Here is a 19223-nt window from a genome sequence, read left to right on the forward strand (position 1 = left end):
CATGGTCCCCACGACAGAGACCTCCACCGCCGTACGAGGCCAGGGTGGGGCGGCGACCGCCGCCCCACCCGGGTCTCCCCCGTCCCGACAGCGCCGGTCCGGCCGATGGCTGGCGTGGGGCTTCCTGGCACCCGTGACCCTCTACCTGGCGGCCTTCTACGCCTACCCGCTCTACCGCAACGTCGAGTTGAGCCTGCGGGAGTACACCGTCCGCTCGTTCGTGCAGGGCGGCGCGCCCTTCGCCGGTCTGGACAACTACCGGACGGTGCTGACCGACCCGGCCTTCGTGCCGACGCTGACGCACACCCTGGTCTTCACCGGCGCGTCACTCGCCTTCCAGTTCACCATCGGCATGGCTCTGGCGCTCTTCTTCCACCAACACTTCCCGCTGTCACGCACACTGCGGGCGCTGTTCCTCGTACCGTGGCTGCTGCCGTTGATCGTCTCGGCGTCGACCTGGTCGTGGCTGCTCAACAGCGACTCGGGACTGGTCAACGCCGCGCTCGGCGTGGTCGGCGTCGACCCGGTCAACTGGCTCACCTCGCCGGGCTGGTCGCTCACCTCGGTGATCATCGCGAACATCTGGATCGGCATCCCGTTCAACCTGGTGGTGCTCTACAGCGGCCTGCAGGCGATCCCGGCCGAGGTGTACGAGGCGTCCGCCCTCGACGGCGCGACGGGGTGGCAGCGGTTCTGGTCGATCACCTTCCCGTTGCTGCGCCCCGTCTCCGCGATCACGCTGCTGCTCGGGTTGATCTACACGCTGAAGGTGTTCGACATCATCTGGATCATGACCAGAGGCGGACCGACCGGCTCGTCCGCGACGCTCGCGACCTGGTCGTACCGGCTCGGCTTCGGCAACCTGCTGCCCGAGTTCGGGCCGGGCGCGGCCGTCGGCAACCTGCTCATCGTGATGGCCCTGGTCGCCGGGCTCGTCTACATCCGGATCGAGCGGAGGCAGCACCTGCGATGACCAACTCGACGCCGCGGGCCTGGTGGAAGACCGGCGTCGGCCTGGTGCTGACCGGGCTGATGCTCTTCCCCGTCTACTGGATGATCAATGTGTCGTTCACCCGGGACCAGGACATGCGGGCCAGTCCCCCACACCTGATCCCCACCAACGGCACACTGGACGGCTACCGGGCCGTGCTCGACCAACAGTTGCCGTACCTCGGCACCAGCTTCCTGGTCGGCCTCGGCACGGTCGCGCTGACCGTGGCGCTGGCCGCCCCCGCCGGATACGCGCTGGCGAAGCTCCGACCGCCCGGCGGCCCGGCGCTGAGCTTCGTCCTGCTGATCGCCCAGATGATCCCGGGCATCATCATGGCGATGGGCTTCTACGCCATCTACCTCAGTCTCGGCGTCCTGAACACGTTGCCCGGCCTGATCCTGGCCGACACGACACTCGCGGTGCCGTTCGCCGTCCTGATCTTCACGGCCTTCATGTCCGGTATCCCCGACGAACTGCTCCAGGCCGCCGTGGTTGACGGTGCCAGCCGGCTGCGGACCTTCTGGTCCGTCGTGCTGCCGGTCAGCCGCAACTCGATCGTCACGGTGTCGCTGTTCGCGTTCCTGTGGTCCTGGTCGGACTTCATCTTCGCCTCGACCCTCACCGGAGGCGGCGACCACCAGCCGATCACCCTCGGCATCTACCACTACATCGGCAACAACAACCAGCAGTGGAACGCCATCATGGCCACCGCTGTCGTCGCCTCCGTCCCCGCCGCCGTGCTGCTGGTCCTGGCCCAGCGCTACGTCTCGATGGGCGTGACCGCCGGCGCCGTCAAGGACTGACCACCCGCACCACAGAAAGGCACCCGCCACCCATGACCGTCGCCCCGTCCGGTCCGGAGTTCGGAATCCAGGACATCCCGTTCAGCTACCGAGGATCCTGGTTCAACATCTCCCCGGTGGTAGCCGAGAAGACGTACGCCGACGACCTGCACCTGGTCTCCCACCAGACCGGGCTGCACCCCGTACTGCGTCTCGCCCCCACGGTCGCCGACACCACCGTCGTCGCCACACCCGCGCTGCTGACCTGGCGCCTCGGCGCCGACCGGATCGAGGCCGTCTACGACGGGCCGGACACCCTGCGGATCCGGGGGCGACGGCTCGGTCTGCGGGTGGCCGCGGCGGCCGGCACCCTGACCCCGTTCAGCGGCACCTACCTGTACCTCGATCCGGTCGACGGGTCCCACGTGTTCACCTCGTACGAGACCGGTCGCCGCTACCGGGTCACCGTGCTCTCCGGCGCTCTGCGGCGCACCGACGGCGTGGAGGCGCTCGGCACCGCCGACCGGTCCCTGGACCTCGCCGCCGACCAACCCTGGGAAATCGCGATCGAGGAGTACGCGACCGCCCGCCGCCCGTACGACGGGTCCGTCCCCTTCGAGCAGTTGTGTCGCGACCGGAGCACGGAGTTCACCGCGTTCGTCGACGCGATCGCCCCATGGCGTGGCCCGGACACGCCGGCCGCCGAGCTGGCCGCGTACGTCCTGTGGTCGGCCACCGTCGCCCCGGCGGGCTTCGTCAGCCGCCCGGCCGTCCTGATGTCCAAGCACTGGATGGACAAGGTGTGGAGCTGGGACCACTGCTTCAACTCCATCGCCCTGGCCGCTGGCGAGCCGGAGCTGGCCTGGCACCAGTTCCACCTGCCCTTCGACCACCAGGACGAGGCGGGCGCCCTACCCGACTCGGTCACCCACTCCGAGGTCCTGCACAACTACGTCAAGCCCCCCATCCACGGCTGGGCGCTGCGACACCTGCGTCGACACCTCCCCCAGCCGCCGGACCGGGCGGCGCTGGCCCAGACGTACGACCGGCTGTCCCGCTGGACCCGGTTCTGGCTCGACGCACGACGAGCGCCCGGCCAGGACCTGCCCCACTACCAGCACGGCAACGACAGCGGCTGGGACAACGCGACCACCTTCGACGGCGGCCGCGTCCTCCAGACGGCCGACCTCGCCGCGTTCCTGGTCTCGCAACTTCGCTGCCTTGCCGACCTCGCCGCCGAGTTGGGTGAGCCCGCCGAGCAGTGGTCCGGGGAGGCCGACCGGATCTGCGCGGCCATGCTTCACGACCTGTGGGACGGCGAACGGTTCATGGCCCGCAGCCCGCACACCGGTCGTCTGCGGGCGAGTCGCAGTCTGCTGGACCTGATGCCCATCGCACTCGGAGCCGACCTGCCCGCGCCGGTCGCCGCCGCCCTGGCGCGAGGGGTCGAAACCCACCTCACCACGCACGGGCTGGCCACCGAGCCGACCGACTCGGCCCACTACGTGGCCGACGGCTACTGGCGTGGCCCGATCTGGGCGCCCTCCACCGTCCTGGTCGAGGACGGCCTGCGGCGGGCCGGGCAGACCAGGATCGCCGACGACATCAGTCGACGGTTCCTCGCACTGTGCGAGAAGTCCGGGTTCGCGGAGAACTTCGACGCGGAGACCGGTGCCGGGCTGCGGGACCGCGCGTACACCTGGACTGCCAGCAGCTATCTCATCCTGGCCGCCGCCCAGGAGCAACGGCGAGGCACCGTCGGGTAGGCCGGACGGACTCAGCGGGCCGGGACCGGACCGGTGCTGGAACGCAACGAGATGGGCGGAGTGTAGAGGCGGTGTCGTGGCACGGCTCCGCGCTCGGCGATGGTCTCCAACAGCAGCGACACCGCCTCGGCACCCATCTCGACCATCGGTACGTCGGCAGCGGTCAGCGGGGGGCGGAAATCCTCCGCCCAGTGCTGGGCGGCGACCCCGGTGACCGAGAAGTCACCCGGCACGGACATCCCGGCACCGGTCAACGCACGCTGCATTCCGGGCAGTGCGGCCTCGTTGATGGTCGCCACCGCGGTGACGTCCGGATGCGTCGCGAGCAACTGTTCCACGCACGCCTCGCCGGAGGCGGTGTCGTCGCCGCAGCAGACCTCCACGCCGGTCAGGCCCCGTTCCGCCGCAGCCGCCCGGAAACCGGCCAGCGCGCGATGGCTGGGGCCGTAACCCGCGGCCACCAACTCGGCGGAGCGGTTCACGAGTGCCACCTGCCGGTGCCCCAGATCGGCCAGGTGGTGCACGCACCGGGCGATCAGGCCGGCGTAGTCGATGTCGATCCAGCTCATGCCGTGCGGCTCGGCCGTCCGACCGATCGTGACGAACGGCAGGCCGGCCTTGGACAACCGAGTCACCCGGTCGTCCTCCAGTCGGATCTCCATCAGGATCACGCCGTCGACCCGACGCCCCGTGACGATCCGCTCGAACGACCGGTCGTGATCGCCACCGGACGGGGACAGCAGCACATCGAGGTCGTGGCGGGCGGCAGCCTCCACCACACTGGCGACAAAGCCCAACTGCATGTCGGTCAGCCGCTGGCTCGCCGGAGGGATCACCAAGCCGAGGGTGCGGGTGCGGCCCTCCTTCAACGCCCGGGCGCTGGCGTTCGGCCGGTAGTCCAGCTCGTCGATGACCGCCTGGATCCGCTGCCGGGTCGCCTCCGACACGGCCCGTTTCCCGCTCAGCACGTACGACACGGTGCTGCGGGAAACCCCCGCCCGGCGGGCGATCTCGCCGATGTTCATGGACCGCCCTCGAATCGACTCCTGCCCCGACACTGGGACGCACCAGGCACTGCCGACGAGCATATCCACCGTGAGCCAGCCACCTGTCGAGCCGGGCGGGTACGGCGGAGGTTGGCCGCCGTCAGCGCGTACTCGGCGGCGTGGAGGTCGCCCCACCCGGTCGCCCGGCCCCACCGGCGCCAACAGACTTGCCCCGTTCATTCGTCATGGCGTTTCTCTGCCCGACGTGCGGGTTGCGCAAACGGGCCACCGGCGCGATGCCCGCATCCCGACCGGGGGCCGGTAGCTTTCACCCGTCGGGGGAAGGGGATGCCTCATGGTCAAGGGGTGGCACGGCTGGCTCGGTACTTTCAACGGCGTCGTCCTCATCACGATGGCCGTGCTGCCGTTGGCCGCGTTGGTGGTGTGGGCGCTGACCCGCCGTCGCCGTGCCACCGATGTCGCGGCGTCGCGGACGTCGCTGGCCGAGGTCGGCATCGTCTACGGCACGGTGCCGTGGATCTGGATGATCATGTTGCCGGGTGACCAGGCCGGCGTCGTCCCCGGTCGGGTGAGCCTGGTGCCCCTGCGGGACCTGCTCACGATCGTCGCCGACGGCGGGCCGCTGACCGCGACGGTCCAGGTAGTCGGAAACCTGCTGGTGTTCGCGGCGCTGGGATTCTTCGCCCCGCTGCGGTTCGCGGCGCTGGCGTCGGTGCCGCGGATTCTGGGGCTCGCGGCCTCCTGCTCGGTCCTGGTGGAGGCCGCCCAGTTCGTCCTGCGGCTGGACCGCGTGTCCTCGGTGGACGACGTCCTGCTCAACGCCGCCGGGGCGGGGCTGGCCGCGCTGGCGTCGCGGCGCTGGTGGCGCACCCGGCAGAGCGCCCGATCGACGAACTCAACCGGCCCCGGCACCGGAACGCTGAGCGTCGGGCACGGCGGCCGTGCGTGACTCGTATAGTGCCGGGGTGGACAGGGACAAGGTCCGGCAGGCGTACGCGTCGGTCGCGGATCTGTACATCGGGCTGTTCGGCACACGCGAGCAGGTGAACGCGGACGACCTCGCCTTCATCGGTCGGCACCTGGCAGCCCGGACGGGCCCGGTGCTCGACCTGGGCTGCGGTCCCGGCCATCTCACCGGTCATCTCTGTTCGCTCGGCGTCGACGCGACGGGGATCGACCTGGTCCCCGAGTTCATCGCCCACGCGCGGGCGGCCCACCCGGACGTCGAGTTCCACCTCGGGTCGCTGGAGAGCCTCGACGTCGAAAGCGGCTCGGTCGACGGCATCCTGGCCTGGTACTCGTTGATCCACCTGCCGCCGGAGGAGCTTGACGGGGTGCTCGCCGAGTTCCGGCGAGCACTGGCCCCGGGCGGATCGTTGGTGCTGGGCATGTTCGACCACGACGAGGTCGGCCCCTTCGACCACAAGGTCGTCACCGCCTATCGCTGGCCCGTCGACGAGATCTCCGAACGACTCAGCCGGGCCGGTTTCGTGGAGGTCGAACGCCTCCGACGGCCCCGGGAGGGCGACCAACGCCCGCATACCGCCTTCGCGGCGGTCGCGGGAAACGGATAGGCCTAACCGCTCTCCCGATCAGCCGAGCTGCCAGGCCTCCTGATCAACGAGTCGGTGATCACCGGCCTGCTGGCCCGGCTCGTCGTAGGGAAGACTGGCCGGCATGGCTGACCTGGGCGATGTGAAGGCTGCGCTGCACCACTACCTGAAGGAGAACCGCGAAAACCTGATCTGGAAGCTGGACGGGTTGAGCGAACGCGACGCCCGGCTCCCCCGCACCGCGACCGGCAACAACCTGCTGGGTGCGATCAAGCACTGCCTCAACGTCGAAGCGGGCTACTTCGGGCCCACCTTCGGGCGCGAGTTCCCGACACCTGAGGACCTCGTGCCCATGTCGGCGTTCGACGAGGACCCGCAGGCAGACTGGTACGCGCGCGAGGACGAGACGAAGGACGGGCTCATCGACCTGTATCGCCGGGTCGGGGTCTTCGCGGACCAGACGATCGAAGAGCTGCCGCTCGACGCCCCTGGACAGGTGCCATGGTGGCGGCCCGGCGCACAGGCCGTGACGCTGCACCGGATCATCATCCACGTGACGTGCGACATCGCCCGCCACGCCGGTCACGCGGACATCATGCGCGAACAGCACGACACGGCAGTCGGCCTGCGGCGAGACAACAGCATCATCCCCGACGGCTACGACTGGCCGGCGTACGTCACGAAGCTGACGAAGCTGGCGGACCGCTTCGGCTAGGCCGCCTGTCGAAGTCCTCGGTCGAGCCGAGACGGAGTCCAGGCAGGCCGGCCAGGGCTGTGACCACGGCGTGCAGCGGGAGCCGGTCTATTCGTCGCGGGCGCTGCGGGCGCGGGCGCGGTAGGCGGCGACGTTCGTGCGGTTTCCGCACCTCTCGTAGGAGTGCCAGCGCTGGGTGCGGCTGCGGGTCGTGTCGTAGAAGACGTGCGAGCACATCTCGTTGCCGCAGATGCGCACCCGCGACCAGGTGTTCGCCGGCCGAACCGGTCACGGTCGCGGCGGCGGCCGGCGCGGCGACGACCGCGAGGGTCAGGGCGGGGCGGGCGCGGAGAATCGTCATGGGAAAGGTCCTTCTGCCATCGAACTGAGCGGAGGCGGCGCGGCGGCGCGCGTCCGTGGACGGACGCGGCGCGGCAACGCGCCGTGGGTGCGGCGCAGCGTTACGCCACAGCGGCTGGTCGGCGCGTACGACCGAAGTGCCCGGCTCGGGATGGACCTGTCAGTCGCCGACGGCCCGGTCACCCGAACCTCGGCGGCGCCCGACCTCAATCTATTCACGGAGCTCTATATAATCAAGCGGCTGAAGCCTCGATCGTCGCCTCGTGCAGCTCACAGACCTCGGTCGTGATCGACTGAAGGGGTGACCGAACCCCTCGCTGCCCCACCGCCGGACGTCCAGGCACGCCTGTCGCGGGAGTCGAACGTCTGGCTCTGCACCCTGCGACGCGACGGCTCCCCGCATCTGACGCCGGTCTGGTTCGTCTACGTCGCCGGGGCGTGGTGGATCGGCTGCAACGGCCGCAGCGTCAAGGTTCGCAATGTCGCGGCCGACCCACGAGTGTCCCTGGCGCTGGAGGGCGGCAACGCCCCCGTGGTGGCGGAGGGCACCGCCCGGGTGCATCGAACCGACTTCCCGAACACGATCGTCGAGGCGTTCGCCAACAAGTACGACGGTTGGGACGTCGGCAGGCAGGTCAGCCCAGCGGGCGAGCGAGTGCTGCTGGAGATCCCCGTCCGGCGGTGGCTGCTCGCCGGCACGGCGCAGTAGGCCGCGTCCCACGAGCCGTGGCCCTCGCGATTTGGCACCTCATGTGACAGTGATGAACCTCAAGGCCGCCGATGGGGAGGTTTCGTGGACCTCGCTCAAGCGGGTGCCGCTGCCGTGACGACGCTGCTCGCCGTCATCCTCGGCGGCGGGCGCGACGGCCCGGCTCACCGGATGAGGTCGACGCCCGTCAGGTCGGCCGACAGCGCCCAGAGTCGGGCGGCCTCACTGCTGTCCGTGGGGCTGCCGTCGGCGATCCGGCAGTCCACACAGTAGTCGCCGCCGCCCCCGTCGAGGTGCGGTGACGTGGCGGCCCAGACCTGCGTCGCCGCGCCCTGGTCGGCGGTCTTGAACAGGCCTGGCGTCGGGTTTCCGTCCGCGTCGATCCAGCCGGCGGCGACCATCTCCTCGACGGGAAGGTGTCGTTGCAGGGGCGTACGGATCCAGCCGGGGTTGACGGAGAAGGCGCGGACGCCGTGCGCTCGGCCGAGCAGGTCGAGGTGGCGAGCGAACAGGATGTTCGCCAGCTTGGACTGGGTGTAGGCCTCCCACTTGTCATAGCCCTGCTCGAACTGCACGTCGTCCCAGCGGATGCGCCAACCGGGGTTGCGCCCCGAGGTGACCGACACGACGCGAGCCGCTTCGGGAGCGGTGAGCACGGGCCACAGCAGGTTCACCAGCGCGTAGTGGCCGAGGTGGTTGGTCGCGAACTGGGCTTCCCAGCCGGGTCCCACCCGGGTTTCCGGGCAGGCCATGATCCCCGCACTGGTGATCAGGATGTCGAGGGCGGCATGGCTGTGCAGAAAGCGTTCGGCGAACGCACGGACCGAGGCGAGGTCGGCGAGATCGAGCTGGTCGACCTCGACCCCGGTGACGCCGGCGAGCGTCTGCTGCGCCGCCTCGGGCCTGCGGGCCGGGACGACGACCCGAGCCCCGGCCTGGGTGAGCGCGAGGGTCGTGGCGAGACCGAGGCCGGAGTAGCCGCCTGTGACGACGGCGGTCTTGCCGGTGAGGTCGATTCCGGCGAGGACGTCTCCGGTCGTGCTGTGGGCGCCGAACATGGTGTGGGTCGTGTCGCTGGTCATGCTGCGGACGCTAGGTGCTAGACCGAGGTCTAGGTCAAACAGATACGGTCGACGTCATGGCGGACCAGGGGCTGAGCATCGGGCAGGTGGCGCAGCGCACCGGGTTGAGCGTGCACACCCTACGGCTCTACGAGCGTGCGGGTCTGCTGGCCGGCGAGGTGCAGCGCGACGTGTCCGGCAGGCGCGTCTACAGCGCCTGGGACGTCGAGTGGCTGACGAACTGCGTGAAGTTCCGGACCTCCGGGATGCCACTCGCGACGATCAGCCGCTTGGCCCAACTCGTCCGCGAGGGCAACGGCAACGAGGCCGAACGACTCGATCTGCTGCGCGAGCACCAGCGCCGCATCACCGAGCAGCTCGCGCAGCTGCGCGACTGCCTCGATCTCATCGACCTCAAAGTGGCCAGCTACGAGCAACACCTCGCCGCCGGGGTCTCCGGGGATCCTTGGCAGCAACCCCAGCCCGCACCAGAAGAGCGCAGACACCGGGTGGGTTGACGAACCGTCGATGCCGCAGAGTGCCGGCGACCGACCCCGGCCGGCGACACCTGCTGCCTCACCCGGTGCCGAGCTGGCCCAGCATGTCGGCGGCGCGCAGCACCGTCCAGGGGGTGTCGGGGGTGCCGGTCACCGTCACGACCGTCGAGCCCGGAGCCACCGGCTCCGTGGCACCGACACGGGGAACCAGTCGATCGAGTGCCTCCAGGTCGACGGCACCGGCCAGGACCGTGCGGCCGGTCAGGTCTGGTAGCTCCCGCATCTCCCCAGTGTCCGCCGCCACCACCGCTCGAATGGCAGCCAGGTCCGCCGGTACCTCGGTGTAGGTGCGGTCGGCGTGGCCGACCAAGATCCGATCGGCGCGTCCGGCCGCGTGCCACGCCAACAGATCGAGGATCGTGGGGCGGTGGCCGCCGAGGAAGTGCTCCCACTGGTCGGCGGCTGCCCGGGCAAGCTGGTCGCAGTGCCGGCCGACGCTGTGGTTGCCGCCGCGACCGTTGAGGGTCAGGTCGGTCCAGAGCAGTCGTCGGGTACGCAGGTCCACGACCATCGGCAGCAGCAGGCGGGCGTTGCCTCGCAGGTCGAACCGCTGCGCCACCCGGGAACCGTCGAACTGCTCCCCGTCCCTGAGGGGCAGCATGACGCCGGCGATCGCCTCGGCGAGACTCTCGAACGGCACGGCGTTGTAGCTGAGCAGGGTCGGCGCGGCGTAATGGACGCCGTGCTCGACCAGACGGGTCAGGCGGAGGTCGAGGTATTCGGTGGCCCCGAGCGGCGCCGGGGCGGAGGTGAGGTCGCCGGAGTGGATCGCGCCGTCATCGGCGAAACGCAGCTGGGTGAAGTCGCAGTGGCCGACCCGTTGCCAGTCCTGGTCGAAGAACACGCAGGACAGGTCGAGGTCGACCCGGGTGGCGTCAGGTTCTTCCCAGTGCAGGAAAAGTCGCAGCACCTCGGCGTCGGGCAGCGCCCGCACGCTGCCCCGTGGCCACCCTGCCAGCTGTGTCGAGGCGGCCCGTTCCCGCATCGGGGCGGGCACCTCGGCCAGGGCGGCGTCGAGCACGGCCACGTCGAACCGGCCGAGTCGGGCGGCCCGGGTGGTCAGCTCGTCGTCGACCAGCTCGCGTACACCGGTGATCGCCGCTGTCGGCAGCGTTGGCCGCCGTTCGGGCTCGGTCCAGGTCGTGACGACGCTGCCGCGGGGGAAGAAGACGCGCCGGGGCATTCCAGGGGCCCGGCCGGCCACCGACGATGCCCGTGATCGTGGCGCACACCCGACACCGAAGCGCGCGGTAGCCGACTGTGACCATCGCGTCACCAGTCGCACACTCCTCCCCGACATGTTCCCGTCCCAATGGAGGAACACATGCGTCTCCGATCGTTCGTCACCGCAACACTGGCCGCCGTCCTGGCCGCCAGCGCACTCGCGCCGACGGCACCGGCCGCGGCGGCCACCGCCGACCGCTGGGGGTTCGCGTACGTCAAGGACCCGACCGTCGCGGTCTGGACCGTGCTGGACACCAGCCGACAGTGGGGTAGCTGGAAGACCGCGTTCCCGGCCGCCTGGGCCGACGGCATCAAGCTCGCGCCCGGCCGGTTCCAGGTTCGTTTCCCGCAGGTGGGCGCCGGCTCGCGGGGCGTGCCGCACGTGACCCCGGTGAACCGGACCGGGCACTACTGCGAGGTGGTCCGCTGGTTCCAGTCCGGTGCCGACGAGATCGTCGACGTGCAGTGCCACAAGCCCGGCGGCACGCGCGACGACACCCCGTTCACCGTTCTCTGGACGACCAGTTCCGGTGTGCTGCCGGCCGGCACGTCCCACGCGTACGTGCAGTGGGGCGGCGGAGCGCTGGTGCAGTCGTACAACTCCACGGGTGCGGTGAACATGGTCGGACCGGTGGGCGTCGGGCAGTACCTGGTGCGGCTGCCCGGGGTGGGGCTGGCCGCGCTGCTCGCCGGCAACGTGCAGGTCACCGCGGTGCAGCCGAACGCGGGTCCCCGCCGGTGCAAGGTCTACTCCTGGGGCGCGGTCGGCACCGACGTGCAGGTGTACGTCTTCTGCTACGACCAGGCGGGCGCGTTCGTCAACACCGACTTCGCCCTCTCGTACCACCGTCGGCGGCCGGTGATCGGCTCCCTCGGCCCGCCGTCGCACTTCGGTTACCTGGGCACCGCCGTCGGCGGTCCGACCAACGACAACTCGGTGCTCGGCGTCGGCGCGAACACGGTGGCGCCACTGGCACCCGCCGGCCGGTACCTGGCGACCTTCCCGCAGATCGGACTCAAGGAGACCCACGCTCAGGTCGTGGCGCAGGGCGCCGGCAGCAACTACTGCCACCTCACCCAACCGTGGCCGTACACCACCAACGCCGACGTCGACGTCATCTGCTTCGACAACGCCGGCGTGGTCACCCCGCACCGTTTCCTGGCCACCTTCACCTCCCGGCTCTGACGCGGGGCCGAGCCGGCGGCGGCCGCAACCAGGTCGCCGCCGGCACGGTGGGACGCGTAGCTCAGCCTTGCCGCAGCACACCGTTTCGGGGTTGCCGAGCACGGCTGGCCGTCAGCTCATGTCGACGAACTCCACCGTAGGTCCGAAGTGCCGGACCGCGGCCTCGATGCTCGGGCGGTGCAGCCGCCAGGAGTTCGCCGGTCGACTGTCGGCCAGGACGGCGCGCGGCACGTGCGGTACGGCTGCCTGATTCAGCAGCCGCAGGCCGCGCGAGCGCGCCGAGCCGGGCAGCGGCGGCAAGCCGCGACGTCGTTGAAGGCCGACGTACGGGATGGTGGCGAAGCCGACGTGTTGCGTCCACAGCACCACCGTCTCGATGTCGGACCACGGCACCACGGCAGTCGACGATGACGGCCAAGGCGGTGTCTGGCCGAGAGTGACACCTGCCGCGTCGACGCGCAGCGCGACACGGCGGCCCAGCACCGAAACGAGTCGCAGCAGCAGGAAGCACGGCGGGAACAGTACGCGAGGCTGTCCAGACCGCTAGACGAGTAAGTCCGATGCTGGTCGGTGGCCGTAGGCGATCAGGCATCTGGTCACGGGTCGGCCGGTAGTCCGCCTGTGCCAGATCGTGGCGGTCGTCGCGAGGGCGTTGTGTGCCGCGTGCCGTGACGTCTTCGGGGCGGGGTTCGCCGTGTGGTTCGAGGTCGAGTCGGTCCTTGCCTTCGTCCATCTCCACGAACCAGGGTCGTCAGGCGCAGCGAGGGGCGCTAGCCATCCGCTTCGGCTGGCCCGCCATCGATGTGCTGGTGAGCGATATACCTCGGAGGCATATCTATGACTCCGAGGTATATCGCTCACTGTCGCATCCGGCCCCACGGCGGTGACCGACGGTCACCGCCGGCCGCGCCCACAGCCCGACCGGCCGCGCCGCAGGCCAGCCAGGGGCCTTGACGCAGGCCCTAACCCCGTGCGCCGTCAGCTACCTCACCGAGAAGGGTTTGGTACCGGTCGAGGTAGAGGGGCCACCCGGTGTCGGTGTCGACCCCGTCTCGGACCGACTCCCAGCCAGGGCCGTGCCGGTCGATGTGCCGGTGCTCCAACTCGACCCTGGTCTGGTCCGGCGTCTCGGCAGTGAAGGTGACCTCGACCTCGCTGGTGAGGTCCAGGTCGGTTTCGATCTGCCAGGTCGGTCCGATATCCCAGCTGAAGACGAGCCGGGTCGGCGGCTCGTACGCGAGAATGCGGGCCCACCGGCATTCACTGCCGTCGGTTCCCCGGTCGTAGATGAACCCGCCGATCCGGGGCTCGAAGACGGTTTCGGCGATCGGGACGTGGAGCAGGTTGTGTTCGCGCGGCTTGAAGTCACCGAACCGCTCGGTGAACACAGTGAAGGCGTCCTCGATCGTTGCCTTGACGACGATCTGGCGGCGAACCACCGCCGTAGCTGCGTGCGTCATGAGCTCTCCTCGGTCTCTTCAACGACGTCCTGATATCCGTCCAGAGCCCGACGCCAGAACGTGTCAAGCTGGTCCCGCAGAGCGGCCAACCCCACTGGACTGAGCCGGTAGACGCGCCGCGTTCCCATTGCCTGGTCGACGACCAGGCCGGCGCTCTTGAGCACCTTGAGGTGCTGCGACACGGCTGGCCGGCTGATCGGCAGCTCATCTGCCAACTCCCCCACGGCGAGGGGCCGCTCCGCCAAGCGCTGAACGATGGCGAGTCTGCTGGGATCTCCCAGCGCTTCCCACCCTGGGTGCACTCCGTAAGTCACCACGAACGTAAGTTACGACTTACGGTTGCCGTCGTCAAGGCGAATCGCCCAACGGCCTGCGGCCCTGGAGGATTAGTGGTGACCGGCCGGAACTCAACCCGTCGTGCGGGTGCGTCGCGCGGCGACGTAGCGGCGGATCTTCTCGGACGTTCCGCAGTCGTCCATGCTGCACCAGCGGCGACTGCGGTTCTTGCTCTCGTCGTTGAAGAGAAAGCGACAACCTCCGCATCCCTTGATCCGGTCCAGTGCGCCCGTGGTCAGAAGCTGGACCGCCGCGTGGACCACCGGTCGCAGCGGCCGGGCAAACGACGCGTCGTCTCGCCAGGTCCATCCGAACGTGCGTCCTCGATCGAGACGGGCGTGGCCGAGCGCGTCCGCCTCGTCGTCTCGCAGCCGGGCCAGCACGGACGTGCTCGGGCTACGGTCGGCAGCCACCGCCCGGAACACCTCGTCGAGATCGTCGCGGACGCGCAGCGATCGGGCGAAGGCGGCCTGAGCGCCACCCGGATCGCCGTGGGACAGCCGGCGCAACGCCTTCGCCTCCGACTCGCTGAGCGCGCCCGCGTACGCGCCCCAGGCGACCAACTCCGGGTAGCCGGTCAGCACATCGTCGTCCGGGGACCCGACGGGCGGACCGGTGCGGGTGTTGACGAAGTCCAGGGCGAGGTTGCCGCCGACCAGGCGCATCCGCGTGACGCCCGCAAGTGTTTCCATCGAAACTCACTTTACCAGTTGACCTGCATCGAAGGACACCACTAGCCTGTTTCCGGCATAGCCAGTTTTACCGGTATCGACGGGGGTGGTCTGATGGAACGCGGACGGGCAGTGGGGGCGCTGATCGGCTTGTCCGGCGGCACGTTCCTCTACACCACCGCCGAGGCGCTGCCGATCGGGCTGCTGCTCCCGATGGCGGTGGACCTGGCCGTCTCGCCGCCACAGGTGGGCATGCTCGTCACCGTGTACGGCGCGGTGGTGATGGTCGCCTCGGTTCCGTTGACGGCGCTGGTCCGCCGGGTGCCTCGCCGATGGCTACTGTCGGCCCTCCTGGTCGGCTTCGTCCTCAGCACCGCCGTCACGGCGCTGACGAGCACCTTCACGCTGCTCCTGGCGGCCAGGATGGTCACCGCAACGACCCATGCGCTGTTCTGGGCCGTAGTGGTGCCTGCCGCGGCAGAGCTGTTCCGGCCCGCACTGCGCGGGCGGGTGGTCGCGGTCGTGTTCGCCGGCGGCACCGTCGCGTTGGCCCTCGGGGTGCCCGCCGGCACCTGGCTGGGCGAGCGCGCCGGATGGCGAGCCTCGTTCCTCGCGGTGGCCGGGCTCGGCGCGGTCGTGCTCGTCGTGGTGGCCGCGCTGCTGCCCTCGACACGGCCGGAAGAGGGACACGCCGCCCGAGGTGCGACGCCCGACGCCCGACGCTTCTGGTTGCTGGTGGCGGTGGCCATCCTGGCGACCGCCGGCGCCATCGCCGCCTACACCTACGTCGCCCTCTTCGTCACCGAGGTCAGCGGATTCTCCGCATCGTCGGTCGGGGCCATCCTGTTTGCGCGTGGCATCGCCAGCGTGCTCGGCATCCTCGCCGTCGGCGCACTGCTGGACCGCAGCCCGTGGCTCGCTCTACTCACGACTGTCGCACTGCAATCGGCGGCACTGCTCGGGCTCTTCACGTTCGGCCGACAGCCGTTGGTGTCGGTCGGCCTGATCGCACTGGCCGGACTGGCGTTCGCCGCGTTCACCGCAGCGCTCGGCGGCCTCGTGCTGCAGGTGGCGCCCGGGCGCTCCGACCTCGCCGCCGCCGCGGTCTCCGCCGCGGTCAACGTCGGCATCACCGCTGGCGCGTTCGTTGGCGGGCTCGCCCTGCCGAGCCACGGCGTGCGCGCCACGGTGCTGATCGGCGCCCTGCTCGGCGTCGTCGCTCTGGTGCTGGCCGTCGGCGAACGACTCATCCGACCCGCGCCCGGCGCGCTGGAAGGACAACGCCGGGCAGAGCCGATCGGCCTGGCGCAGTAACTACCATCGCCAGAATGCCGATCACGGCCGGTCGGTGATCAGCGCCTGACGCCGTCGGGGGTCGCCGACGTGTGAGGGCGCGGATGGTCGGCTCAGCGAAGCGGTCGGAGGAAGGCACGGAGGTCCGCGATCAACAGCTCCGGCACTTCGAGCGCCGGGTAGCGCCCCCACGGTCTTCCTTTCTCCGCCCTACTGCGCACCGCCCGCGCCCCGGATCTTCGCCAGCGCCGCGGCGTACTCGGCGTCGGTGAGCGCGCCACGCTGATGTTGCCGGGCCAGCGCGTGGAGGTCCCGCCGCTGATCATCCATCGGGCCACCACGGGCGGTCCGGGGTCGACCCACTCCGGCGGACAGGCTCGTCGTGCCGACACCGCCGGTGAGCGGCCGCGCCGGCCCACCGGTCTGCGCGGTGCGCCGGGGTTGCGCGTCGCGCTGGTGAGCCCACAGTGTCGTCAGGATCTCGTCGTAGTGCTCCGGCCAGGTAGCCAGCCGCCCCAACTCGGGCCGGAACGTGAACGGCCGCAGCAGGTCACCCCGCTGGAGCGCGGTCTGGACCAACACCCCGTCCGTCCGCTCGATGATGATCGCGGAGCGGCCCATGTCCAGACCCGCGATCGTGGCGATACCGCTGTGTATGGACGCCACCGACGCCCAGGGCACCGTGGTCGTCCGCAGCAGGGTCCTGGACCGGACACCGGACGCGCTGACGTAGACCCCAAGCATCGCCTGCCGTACGCCGACGGCGAAGCAGACGGCCAGCCACGCCCCGAACAGGATCGCGACGAGCAGGGGGAACGGCCGCTCGCGTACGTACATGATCGACAGGAACGTGGCGAAGCCAGCCACCCGACCAGGCCCACCATCGTGAAGCCGGTCGCGGCGTCCAGAGAGTACGGGCGCTGCCATCTACCCATGTCGCCATAGTGTCCTGCGGCGTCCAGGAGAGGCTGCGGCAGGTGAGCCAAGCGACCGTTCTGCGGCAACACCTGCCGCGCCTGACCGAACCACAGACCGTCGCCGCTCCCGCGACCAGCGCTGGACACCGAGTCACGGCCCCGCCTACGGGCTCACCCCAATTGCTTGACGACTCAACTTTCCACACGGTAGCTTCTACATCCATCCATTGTTATCTATGGAGGTAGGTAGACCGTGCCGTTGAGATCCATCGCCCTCGCCGCAGCCGTCGCAGGCGTGCTCGCCACCGCCCCCGCCGTCTCGGCGGCACCTGCCCAAGCAGCAGACGGAGTCTGGCCTGCCGGGAACTGCCCGCAGGGCACGTTCTGCGTCTGGCCCAACTGGGACCACCCGGCGGAGGGTCCGACCGCGACGCCGTCCCTGGTGACCAGCGGCGAGTGGTCCGGCAGCGTTCCGGCCTTCAACTTCTACAACCACACGTCCCGGAACGCCGAGATCACGTGGTCCTACAACTACCTCGGGACGATCCACACCGGCACTGAGTGTGTTCGCCCCGGCGGGGGCAACTTCTACGTGCCCATGTTCGTGACGAAGGTGACGTGGCAGCCGCGAACCTGCTGATCCTGCACCACCGCCCTGCGCCGGCGGACCGCCCGGGCGACGGTCAGGATGGCTGGACCTGGTCGAAGAGGGCGAGCGCTTCGGCCGGGTCCGGGCTCACGAGGCGTTCCAGGCCGGCCGTCGTGATCGCCGCCCACCTACCGGCCCGCTCCCACATTTGTTCCTCGAAGGCGCGGACGACCTCGTCCAGGTCTTCTGACCCGGTGGCGATGGACTCGGCGAGTTCGGCGCCTTCGCGCATCGCGAGGTTCGCGCCCGCCCCCAACGGGGGCATCAGGTGGGCGGCGTCCCCCAGTAGCGTCACCCCGGAGGTGTGGGCCCAGGTGTGGGACACGGGCAGGACGTAGAGGGGCCGGTGGACGAACGCCGACCCGTGGCGGACGAGGTCGAGCGCGGGATCGGCCCAGCCGTCGAACAGAACCAGCAGGTTCGATCGCACGGCCTCGACGTCGGCCAGGTCCAGGTTCGCGTGCCAGTCCAGCGGCGCGCGGAACTGGGCGTACACCTTGACGTGCCCGCCACTGTTGCGCTGGGCGACGAGGGCGCGGTTCACGCCGTACACACCCACGGAACCGTCGCCGATCAGCCGGGCGAGGTCGGGGTGGCGGGTGTCGACGTCGTCGAGGGAGGTCTCGACGAAGGTGACGCCGGTGTAGTGCGGCGTCGCCGGTGAGACCGCCGGGCGGACCCGGGACCAGGCGCCATCCGCTCCGACCACGAGGTCGAACGTCTCCTCTCGCCCGTCGGCGAATTGCACCAGTACGCCGCCCCGGGTTCCTGGCACCACCTGGGTCACACCCCGCCCCCACTGGACGTCCAGAGGGCCGAGCAGCAGGTCGCGGAGTTGTCCGCGGTCGATCTCGGGATTGGCCCGGTCGTCCGGACGTGGCCGCCAGTCGCGTAGGACGGTGCCGTCCGTGTCCAGGATGCGCATGGCCTGCCCCTCGGGGCGAGACAGCGCCTGGAACTCCGCCCGCAGCCCCGCCTTGTCCAACGCGAATTGGCCCAGCCCTTCGTGCAGGTCCAGCGTGCCGCCCAAAGGGCGGGCGTCCGGGGCGGGATCGCGTTCGAGGACGGCGACGGGGTAGCCGTGGCGGTGCAGGACACGGGCGAAGGTGAGGCCGCCAGGGCCGCCACCGACGACGGCGATACGGTGTCTCATGGCGATACACCGTATCGCCCCCTACGATGCCTGGCAACAGAACGGGTGTGATCATGACTGTGTGGGACCGGCCGGAGCCGCCGAATCGACTCGTACCGCTCGACCGGGAGCGGATCGTCGCCGCCGCCATCGCGCTGGCCGACGAGGGTGGCCTCGACGCGGTGTCGTTGCGCAAGGTCGCCGCCCGGCTGAACGCCGGCCCCATGCGGCTGTACGGATACATCTCCACCAAGAGCGAACTGTTGGACCTCATGGTGGACGAGATCTACGCCGAGATTCTCCCCACGGAGCAACCCGGTGACTGGCGGGAGGCGCTGCGCATCCTCGCCAACCGCACCAGGCAGACCGCGCTCCGGCACCACTGGCTGGCCGACCTGCTCGGCGGCCGCCCGACGCTGGGCCCGAACGGGCTCGCCGTGGCCGAGGCAACGCTGGCCGCCCTCGACGGCCTCGCCGACATCGATACCGTCATGCGCGCCGTGGAGACTGTCAGCGCCTACTTCACCGGCGCGATCAGGCGCGAAATCTCGAACCTGCGGGCCGAGCGCGCCACGGGCCTGTCCACGCACGACTGGCAACGCGCCTCCGGCCCGCATGTGACGAGAATGCTCGCCACGGGCCGCTTCCCGGCGTTGACCAAGATGGTGCACGACGGCACGGACGTGGATTCCGAGACGTCCTTCGCCACCGGCCTGGACTGGGTGCTCGACGCCGTAGCGACCAGACTCACCCCACCGCGAGCGTGACGCTCAGCCCCGTACCCATCGGGAGGCCGGGGCCACGTGGGCAGGCGGGCCGCCGGGTCGATGTGTGGTGGAACGCCTGCTGAGCGTTCCGCGCGAAAAGTGCGCTGG

22 protein-coding genes are annotated in these 19223 nt (G+C 70.2%); 12 read left to right on the top strand and 10 right to left on the bottom strand.

Annotated elements, in window-relative coordinates; translation table 11 throughout:
* The first annotated feature begins 1 nt into the window (after position 1).
* Genes ABGB10_RS23650 through ABGB10_RS23660 form a run of 3 tightly spaced genes read left to right on the top strand, consistent with a single transcriptional unit; the run spans position 2 to position 3539 of the window.
* Positions 2 to 973, top strand: coding sequence for a sugar ABC transporter permease (locus tag ABGB10_RS23650; protein WP_347663142.1), 972 nt, complete (start codon positions 2 to 4; stop codon positions 971 to 973).
* Positions 970 to 1794, top strand: coding sequence for a carbohydrate ABC transporter permease (locus ABGB10_RS23655; RefSeq protein ID WP_347663143.1), 825 nt, complete (start codon positions 970 to 972; stop codon positions 1792 to 1794). Before ABGB10_RS23650 ends, ABGB10_RS23655 begins: the two co-directional genes overlap by 4 nt.
* A 32-nt stretch (positions 1795 to 1826) precedes the next feature.
* Complete coding sequence (locus ABGB10_RS23660; RefSeq protein ID WP_347663144.1) at positions 1827 to 3539, top strand: trehalase family glycosidase; 1713 nt, start codon at positions 1827 to 1829, stop codon at positions 3537 to 3539.
* A gap of 11 nt (positions 3540 to 3550) precedes the next feature.
* Here the strand turns inward: ABGB10_RS23660 and ABGB10_RS23665 are convergent, their stop codons facing one another.
* Positions 3551 to 4564, bottom strand: a complete 1014-nt coding sequence (locus ABGB10_RS23665; RefSeq protein ID WP_347663145.1) for a LacI family DNA-binding transcriptional regulator — start codon at positions 4562 to 4564, stop codon at positions 3551 to 3553.
* Between the two features lie 316 nt (positions 4565 to 4880).
* On the opposite strand from ABGB10_RS23665, the gene ABGB10_RS23670 reads away from it, so the two are divergent.
* The 3 genes from ABGB10_RS23670 to ABGB10_RS23680 all read left to right on the top strand — a co-directional run bounded on the left by ABGB10_RS23670 (position 4881) and on the right by ABGB10_RS23680 (position 6814).
* Positions 4881 to 5495 carry a VanZ family protein gene (locus ABGB10_RS23670; protein WP_347663146.1) on the top strand — a complete coding sequence of 205 codons (615 nt, stop codon included), beginning with the start codon at positions 4881 to 4883 and terminating at the stop codon, positions 5493 to 5495.
* Between the two features lie 16 nt (positions 5496 to 5511).
* Positions 5512 to 6120 (top strand): class I SAM-dependent methyltransferase, encoded by a 609-nt coding sequence (locus tag ABGB10_RS23675; RefSeq protein WP_347663147.1) that lies wholly within the window; start codon positions 5512 to 5514, stop codon positions 6118 to 6120.
* Between the two features lie 103 nt (positions 6121 to 6223).
* Entirely contained in the window at positions 6224 to 6814 is a 591-nt protein-coding gene (locus ABGB10_RS23680) for a DinB family protein (protein ID WP_347663148.1), read from the top strand.
* An 87-nt stretch (positions 6815 to 6901) separates the two neighbouring features.
* On the opposite strand, the gene ABGB10_RS23685 is transcribed toward ABGB10_RS23680, so the two are convergent.
* Complete coding sequence (locus ABGB10_RS23685) at positions 6902 to 7051, bottom strand: CGNR zinc finger domain-containing protein (protein WP_347663149.1); 150 nt, start codon at positions 7049 to 7051, stop codon at positions 6902 to 6904.
* Between the two features lie 403 nt (positions 7052 to 7454).
* Here ABGB10_RS23685 and ABGB10_RS23690 point away from each other — a divergent pair, with 403 nt between their 5' ends.
* Positions 7455 to 7862 carry a pyridoxamine 5'-phosphate oxidase family protein gene (locus tag ABGB10_RS23690; protein ID WP_347663150.1) on the top strand — a complete coding sequence of 136 codons (408 nt, stop codon included), beginning with the start codon at positions 7455 to 7457 and terminating at the stop codon, positions 7860 to 7862.
* Positions 7863 to 8026: 164 nt separating this feature from the next.
* Here ABGB10_RS23690 and ABGB10_RS23695 read toward each other — a convergent pair whose 3' ends face one another.
* Entirely contained in the window at positions 8027 to 8944 is a 918-nt protein-coding gene (locus ABGB10_RS23695; protein ID WP_347663151.1) for an oxidoreductase, read from the bottom strand.
* A 56-nt stretch (positions 8945 to 9000) separates the two neighbouring features.
* On the opposite strand from ABGB10_RS23695, the gene ABGB10_RS23700 reads away from it, so the two are divergent.
* Positions 9001 to 9441: a MerR family transcriptional regulator gene (locus tag ABGB10_RS23700; protein ID WP_347663152.1), complete on the top strand. Its 441-nt coding sequence runs from the start codon at positions 9001 to 9003 to the stop codon at positions 9439 to 9441.
* A gap of 58 nt (positions 9442 to 9499) precedes the next feature.
* Here the strand turns inward: ABGB10_RS23700 and ABGB10_RS23705 are convergent, their stop codons facing one another.
* Positions 9500 to 10663, bottom strand: a complete 1164-nt coding sequence (locus ABGB10_RS23705) for a TerD family protein (protein WP_347663153.1) — start codon at positions 10661 to 10663, stop codon at positions 9500 to 9502.
* 141 nt (positions 10664 to 10804) lie between these two features.
* On the opposite strand from ABGB10_RS23705, the gene ABGB10_RS23710 reads away from it, so the two are divergent.
* Positions 10805 to 11890: a hypothetical protein gene (locus ABGB10_RS23710; protein ID WP_347663154.1), complete on the top strand. Its 1086-nt coding sequence runs from the start codon at positions 10805 to 10807 to the stop codon at positions 11888 to 11890.
* Between the two features lie 111 nt (positions 11891 to 12001).
* Here the strand turns inward: ABGB10_RS23710 and ABGB10_RS23715 are convergent, their stop codons facing one another.
* The 4 genes from ABGB10_RS23715 to ABGB10_RS23730 all read right to left on the bottom strand — a co-directional run bounded on the left by ABGB10_RS23715 (position 12002) and on the right by ABGB10_RS23730 (position 14378).
* Complete coding sequence (locus tag ABGB10_RS23715; protein ID WP_347663155.1) at positions 12002 to 12286, bottom strand: hypothetical protein; 285 nt, start codon at positions 12284 to 12286, stop codon at positions 12002 to 12004.
* A gap of 566 nt (positions 12287 to 12852) precedes the next feature.
* The gene (locus ABGB10_RS23720; RefSeq protein WP_347663156.1) at positions 12853 to 13350 is read right to left on the bottom strand and encodes an SRPBCC family protein; all 498 of its coding nucleotides are present in this window, start codon (positions 13348 to 13350) and stop codon (positions 12853 to 12855) included.
* A complete protein-coding gene (locus ABGB10_RS23725; RefSeq protein ID WP_347663157.1) occupies positions 13347 to 13667 on the bottom strand; it encodes a metalloregulator ArsR/SmtB family transcription factor in 321 nt (106 codons plus the stop codon). Before ABGB10_RS23725 ends, ABGB10_RS23720 begins: the two co-directional genes overlap by 4 nt.
* 90 nt (positions 13668 to 13757) lie before the next feature.
* Positions 13758 to 14378, bottom strand: a complete 621-nt coding sequence (locus ABGB10_RS23730) for an ABATE domain-containing protein (RefSeq protein ID WP_347663158.1) — start codon at positions 14376 to 14378, stop codon at positions 13758 to 13760.
* A 93-nt stretch (positions 14379 to 14471) separates the two neighbouring features.
* Between ABGB10_RS23730 and ABGB10_RS23735 the strand changes: the two genes are divergently transcribed.
* A complete protein-coding gene (locus tag ABGB10_RS23735) occupies positions 14472 to 15671 on the top strand; it encodes an MFS transporter (RefSeq protein ID WP_347663159.1) in 1200 nt (399 codons plus the stop codon).
* Positions 15672 to 15860: 189 nt separating this feature from the next.
* On the opposite strand, the gene ABGB10_RS23740 is transcribed toward ABGB10_RS23735, so the two are convergent.
* Positions 15861 to 16517 (bottom strand): hypothetical protein, encoded by a 657-nt coding sequence (locus tag ABGB10_RS23740; protein WP_347663160.1) that lies wholly within the window; start codon positions 16515 to 16517, stop codon positions 15861 to 15863.
* Positions 16518 to 16820: 303 nt separating this feature from the next.
* On the opposite strand from ABGB10_RS23740, the gene ABGB10_RS23745 reads away from it, so the two are divergent.
* Positions 16821 to 17207, top strand: a complete 387-nt coding sequence (locus ABGB10_RS23745) for a hypothetical protein (protein ID WP_347663161.1) — start codon at positions 16821 to 16823, stop codon at positions 17205 to 17207.
* 43 nt (positions 17208 to 17250) lie between these two features.
* On the opposite strand, the gene ABGB10_RS23750 is transcribed toward ABGB10_RS23745, so the two are convergent.
* Positions 17251 to 18369, bottom strand: coding sequence for an NAD(P)/FAD-dependent oxidoreductase (locus ABGB10_RS23750; protein WP_347663162.1), 1119 nt, complete (start codon positions 18367 to 18369; stop codon positions 17251 to 17253).
* A gap of 53 nt (positions 18370 to 18422) precedes the next feature.
* On the opposite strand from ABGB10_RS23750, the gene ABGB10_RS23755 reads away from it, so the two are divergent.
* Complete coding sequence (locus ABGB10_RS23755) at positions 18423 to 19115, top strand: TetR/AcrR family transcriptional regulator C-terminal domain-containing protein (protein ID WP_347663163.1); 693 nt, start codon at positions 18423 to 18425, stop codon at positions 19113 to 19115.
* Positions 19116 to 19223 lie beyond the last annotated feature (108 nt).

It is taken from the genome of Micromonospora sp. B9E7, from assembly GCF_039871815.1.
GTDB lineage: Bacteria > Actinomycetota > Actinomycetes > Mycobacteriales > Micromonosporaceae > Micromonospora.